This is a genomic window from Lactobacillus helveticus DSM 20075 = CGMCC 1.1877 (genome assembly GCF_000160855.1).
In the GTDB taxonomy this organism is placed as follows: Bacteria; Bacillota; Bacilli; order Lactobacillales; family Lactobacillaceae; genus Lactobacillus; species Lactobacillus helveticus.
This window is the reverse complement of sequence record NZ_GG700757.1, coordinates 110,894-116,962: the sequence shown is the minus strand read 5'-3', so window position 1 is coordinate 116,962 and position 6,069 is coordinate 110,894. Positions and strand designations below refer to the sequence as shown.

Sequence of the window (6,069 nt, the reverse complement as noted above, 5' to 3'; positions counted from 1 at the left end):
TGGTGGATTACTAGTAAATCACCATGTTTTATCAATTGGACAATTGGTATCATTCATTGCTTATATTTCTAATATGGTTTGGCCGATGTTTGCCATTGGCTATTTGTTCAATATTTTAGAGCGTGGTAGTGCTAGTTATGATCGTGTAAAAAAGCTTTTGCAAGAAAAGCCATTGATTACGGATGCACATGCAGATAACACGCTTTCCGCGGAAGATTTACAGGGAGACTTGGATTACCAAATAAAGTCCTTTGCATATCCAGATGAAAAAGATATTCCTGTTTTGAAGAATATTGATTTTAAATTGAGACCAGGACAAACACTTGGCTTAGTTGGCCGAGTCGGCGCAGGAAAGACAACAATTATTGAATTGCTGTTAAGAGAATTTGATCAGTATGATGGTCAAATTACATTGAATGGTAAAGATATTCGAACAATTCCGTTAAAATTGTTGCTTAGTCAAATCTCGTATGTACCACAGAATAATTTCCTATTTTCTACTAGTATTGGAAGAAACATTGCATTTTCTTCAGAGGATGCGGATCAAGAAGATATTGCTTTGGCAGCACAAAAGAGTGATTTGCATGAAGATGTTTTAAAGATGCCTAAGGGCTATCAAACTCTAGTAGGAGAAAATGGACTATCATTGTCTGGTGGACAACGACAAAGAATGTCAATTGCTCGTGCCGTATTAAAAGACACTCATATTTTGATTTTAGATGATGCTTTATCAGCTGTAGATGCAAAAACTGAAACGGAAATTTTGTCAGCATTGAGAAAAGAAAGAGAAAATAAGACGACTATGATTGCAGCTCATCGTTTGACTTCAGTTATGGATGCGGATTTGATTCTAGTATTGAAAAATGGGCAAATTGTTGAACGAGGCAATCACCAACAGCTTTTAGCTGAAAACGGTTGGTATGCAGAAATGTGGCGCAGACAAGAAAATGGAGGTGAAGATATAAATGAATGATGAACAACAAGAGTCAATCTGGGCTAAGGCAGTCCCATTTAAAGAACAAGTGACCATTTTTAAACGCTTGATGAAGTTTGTTAAGCAATTCAAAACTGAAATGATTATTGCTCTATGTGGTGCATTTTTAGTAAGTGTCATCAATATCTTATTGCCTAGAGGTTTGCAGTATTTTTTAGATCATTTTTTGCTTCATCAAAGTACCTCAGTTCAAATTATTTTATTTGCAGGTTTACTGTATGCGATAGGTTCGCTTCTTAAAGCAATAATTCAATTTACATATCAGTATCTCTTTGCGTTAGGTTCGGAAAAAACATTGGAGAGTGTACGTCGAGCTTTATACAGAAAATTGCATCAATTGGGAATGCGTTATTTTGATCAAACACCAGCTGGTTCAATCGTTTCTAGAGTTACCAATGATACGATGACTCTCAGTAATTTCTTAACTGTTTTATCAACAGTAGTAATTGGTCTATTTTCAGTTGTAACTGCGCTAGTGGCCATGTTTACTACTAATGTGGTTGCGGGTTGGATTGTATTGGTCTTTGTACCTATTTTGCTATTTGTGATCTGGCTTTATTCACAAAAAAGTTCCCGTCTTTATCGTAATTATCGAGAACGTTTAAGTAGAATTAATGCGAATCTGAATGAATCAATCGAAGGCGTATCAATCATTCAGCAGTTTAATCAAGAAAAGCGAATGACTAACCATTTTGAAGGTGAAAATGGTGGTTTAATGCAGACGCGGTTTAATATGATCCGGGTAAATTCATTATTGCTTTCACCTTTAACAAGTTTGCTTTATTCGCTTGCATTAGCTGTTTCATTAATGTATTTTTGCTTTCCTTTAAGAGAAGTTTTTGTACCTGCAGGTGTTGTTTATGCATTTTCACAATATATCTCACAATTATTTAATACTATTTCTACTATGATGGATCAGATGACCTTTTTCCAAGATGGGATTATCGCAGGTAAAAGAATTTTAGATGATGAACAATATGAACCACAGCAAGATGCTCAAGCAGGTTTAACTATCAATCGAGGAAAAATTGAATTTAAGCATGTTAGCTTTTCTTATGATAGCAAGCATGAGATTTTGCATGATGTATCATTTGTAGTTAATCCGGGTGAGACTCTTGGAATCGTGGGGCACACCGGTTCAGGCAAAAGCTCAATCATTAATGTAATGATGCGTTTTTACGAATTTGGAAAAGGGCAAGTATTAATTGATGATGTTGATATTAGAAAATATCCTAAAGAAGAATTGCGTAAAAAATTAGGCCTGGTCTTACAAGAACCATTCATGTTTTATGGTGATATTGCATCTAATATTCGTTTGTATAATCAAGAAATTACAGATGATCAGATTAAAAAGGCAGCTCAGACTGTTCAAGCAGATCAATTTATTGAAAAGATGCCTGGTAAATATCACGCCAAGATAATTGAAGGCGGTGCAGAATTAAGTCAAGGTCAAAAGCAATTGATCTCTTTTGCTAGAACTTTGGTAACAGATCCTAAGATTTTAGTTTTAGATGAGGCAACCGCAAATGTCGATACAGAAACGGAAACTTTAATTCAGGAAGGGTTAAAGAGACTCCGTAAAGGTCGTACGACTTTGGCAATTGCACACTGGCTTTCGACATCGCAGATGCTGATCAAATTATTGTGCTTGATCAAGTTCGAATTGTTGAAAGAGGTAATCACAAAGAACTGCTTGCCAAGAAAGGCTATTATTACAATTTATATACCTTGCAAAAAAATGAAGGCGAAAATTAATGCGGAAGAACGTTTGGCTAATCCTCAGACGTTCTTTTTGCTATAATGAATTTAAATTATTAAATAGTTATGAATATTTCTATAAGGAGCAAATATGAGAAGATATTTAGCTGTACGTGGCGGTGCAGGGGATGTTGCTGAACCTGATTTAAACGCTAAGCCACAAGATAATTTATATTTAGCCGTCAATTCCGAATGGTTGTCTAAAGCAGAAATTCCTGCAGATCAAACTTCTGCCGGAGTAAATACTGAATTAGATATTAAAATTGAAAAACGCATGATGAAAGATTTTGCGGATATTGCGTCTGGTAAGGAAAAGATGCCAGATATTCGTGACTTCGATAAGGCGATTGCCTTGTATAAGATTGCGAAGAATTTTGATAAAAGGGATGCTGAAAAGGCAAACCCAATTCAAAATGATTTACAAAAGATCCTTGATTTAATTAACTTTGATAAATTTAAGGATAATGCAACAGAGCTCTTCATGGGTCCATATGCCTTGCCTTTTGTATTTGATGTAGATGCTGACATGAAAAATACAGATTTTAATGTCTTGCATTTTGGTGGTCCAAGCACATTTTTACCAGATACAACTACTTATAAGACACCTGAAGCCAAAAAATTACTTGATATTTTAGAAAAACAAAGTATCAACTTGTTAGAGATGGCAGGTATTGGTAAAGAAGAAGCACGTGTTTATGTTCAAAATGCTTTAGCCTTTGATCAAAAATTATCCAAGGTCGTCAAGTCTACTGAAGAATGGTCAGATTATGCTGCAATCTATAATCCGGTTTCTTTGACTGAATTCTTAGCTAAGTTTAAGTCATTTGATATGGCTGACTTTTTAAAGACAATTTTGCCTGAAAAAGTTGAACGAGTAATTGTAATGGAACCACGTTTCCTTGACCATGCTGATGAATTAATTAATCCGGCAAACTTTGATGAAATTAAAGGCTGGATGCTGGTTAAATATATTAATAGCGTAGCTAAGTACTTGTCACAAGATTTCCGTGCCGCTGCATTTCCATTTAACCAAGCAATTTCAGGTACGCCAGAATTGCCTTCTCAAATTAAGCAAGCCTATCGTTTAGCTAATGGTGCTTTTGATGAAGTTGTTGGTATTTTTTATGGTAAGAAATACTTTGGTGAAGAAGCTAAACACGATGTCGAAGATATGATTCACAATATGCTTAAAGTATATGAGCAAAGAATCAATGATAATAATTGGTTATCTGAAGATACTAAGAAAAAGGCAATTATTAAATTAAGAGCTTTAGTACTTAAGATTGGTTATCCAGAAAAAATCGAAAAGATTTATGATCTTTTGCAAATTGACCCAGAAAGGAGTCTTTATGAAAATGAAGCTCAAATGGCAACGGTACGCACCAAGTATATGCTCGATAAATTAACTCAGCCAGTAGATCGCTCAGTATGGCTCATGCCAGGAAACTTGAACAATGCTTGTTATGATCCACAAAGAAATGATTTAACTTTCCCAGCTGGTATTTTGCAAGCGCCATTTTATGATATTCATCAATCCCGTGGTGCAAATTACGGTGGTATCGGTGCAACTATTGGTCATGAAGTTTCTCATGCCTTTGATAATAGTGGTGCTAAATTTGATGAACACGGAAATATGAATAACTGGTGGACTGATGAAGACTTCGCTGAATTCAATAAGCGGGTTGGCCAAATGGTTGATATTTTTGATGGCTTGCAATACGGTCCAGCTAAGATTAACGGTAAGCAAGTAGTAGGAGAAAATATTGCTGACTTGGCAGGGCTTGCTTGTGCTGTTCAAGCTGGTAAGAACGACAATGTTGATTTGAAAGACTTGTTTGAAAATTATGCAAGAAGCTGGATGCAAAAGCAACGTCCAGAAGCAATTAAAACTGAAGTGCAAGTTGACGTTCATGCACCACAACCAACTCGTGTAAATATCCCAGTTCAATGTCAAGACGATTTCTACACTGCATTTGATGTTAAGCCTGATGATGGCATGTGGCTTGATCCTGAAGATAGAATTACTATTTGGTAATTTAGACAAAATAAAAATGACTACTGGATTTTTCCAGTAGTCATTTTTGGTTTGCACTTATTTATTATTAAGCATGTAATCACGGGTCATTGGCAAGTTCTTACCAGATAGGCCCTTAGTTAAAAGATATTGTACAACATCAATGTTGCCTGATTCAAAGCTGGCAGCACATGCTTGAAGGTACATATCCCACATTCTGCAGAATCTTTCGCCCATCTTCTTTTCAATTTCAGGACGAGCATTGTTAAAGTTCTTGTCCCAAATTTCCAAAGTCCTTTGGTAGTGACGACGGAGCATTTCAACGTCACTAATTTGCAAGTGAGCTTCTTCAATTCTAGAAATAATTTCAACTAAACCTGGAATGTAACCACCTGGGAAGATGTATTTATTAATCCAAGCATTGGTGGCACCGCCTTGTTGACGAGTAATACCATGGATTAATGCTACACCATCGGTCTTTAAGTATTTAGCTACATCATTGAAGTATTCACCCAAGTTTTCAGAACCAACGTGTTCAAACATACCAACTGAAGTGACGTAATCCCATTGTTGATCACCTAATTTACGATAATCTGCAAGTTTAACTTCGGCAACATCTTGCAAGTTTTCGGCATAAATCTTCTTTTGAACTAACTTGTATTGTTCTTCACTCAAAGTAACACCGGTAACTTTAAGACCATATTCTTTAGCTGCAGTGAGCATCAAAGTACCCCAGCCACAACCAATATCAAGTAAAGTCTTTCCTTTTTGTGGGTGTAACTTGTTTAAAATGTGATGTACTTTGGCGATCTGAGCTTGTTCAAGATCATCTTTATTATCGTCCGTAAAGTAAGCACATGAATAAGTCAAGGTTGGGTCAAGCCATTGTTCGTAGAAATCATTACCGATATCATAGTGACTTTGAACGTCCTCTTCACTTTGCTTTTCAGTATGTTTAGTTTTAGGCAAGAATTTACGGAATTTGGATGAACGCATGAAACTGTCGGCACTTTCGTATACGCCGTCAATTAATTTTTGAATGCTGCCATGGATTTCAATTTTCTTGTCCATGTATGCTTCACCAAGTGCTAGGGATGCATTTCTTGTAATGTCGCCCATTGGAATTTTTTCATTGAAAACTATTTCAATTTCTGGGGTACCGTTACCATATACTTCGCTTTTACCGTCCCAATAAGTTACTTTAACGGGAAAAGGGAAGGACTTACTGAGCATCATTTTGTAAAAGGCTTTTTCTAACAATGCAATTCCTCCACTAATTATTAAACCTAATTACGTATTTTAA

3 protein-coding genes and 1 pseudogene are annotated in these 6,069 nt (G+C 35.9%); 3 read left to right on the top strand and 1 reads right to left on the bottom strand.

The window, feature by feature from the left end; translation table 11 throughout:
• The 3 genes and pseudogenes from HMPREF0518_RS07425 to HMPREF0518_RS07415 all read left to right on the top strand — a co-directional run.
• On the top strand, positions 1-973 hold a 973-nt coding region (locus HMPREF0518_RS07425; RefSeq protein WP_003627538.1), incomplete at its 5' end, for an ABC transporter ATP-binding protein.
• Positions 966-2,749 (top strand): annotated as a pseudogene (locus HMPREF0518_RS07420) (ABC transporter ATP-binding protein). The gene HMPREF0518_RS07425 and the pseudogene HMPREF0518_RS07420, both read left to right, overlap by 8 nt.
• 94 nt (positions 2,750-2,843) lie before the next feature.
• The gene (locus HMPREF0518_RS07415) at positions 2,844-4,787 is read left to right on the top strand and encodes a M13 family metallopeptidase (RefSeq protein ID WP_003627535.1); all 1,944 of its coding nucleotides are present in this window, start codon (positions 2,844-2,846) and stop codon (positions 4,785-4,787) included.
• 57 nt (positions 4,788-4,844) lie between these two features.
• Here HMPREF0518_RS07415 and HMPREF0518_RS07410 read toward each other — a convergent pair whose 3' ends face one another.
• Entirely contained in the window at positions 4,845-6,026 is a 1,182-nt protein-coding gene (locus HMPREF0518_RS07410) for an SAM-dependent methyltransferase (protein ID WP_003629023.1), read from the bottom strand.
• Positions 6,027-6,069: the final 43 nt, after the last annotated feature.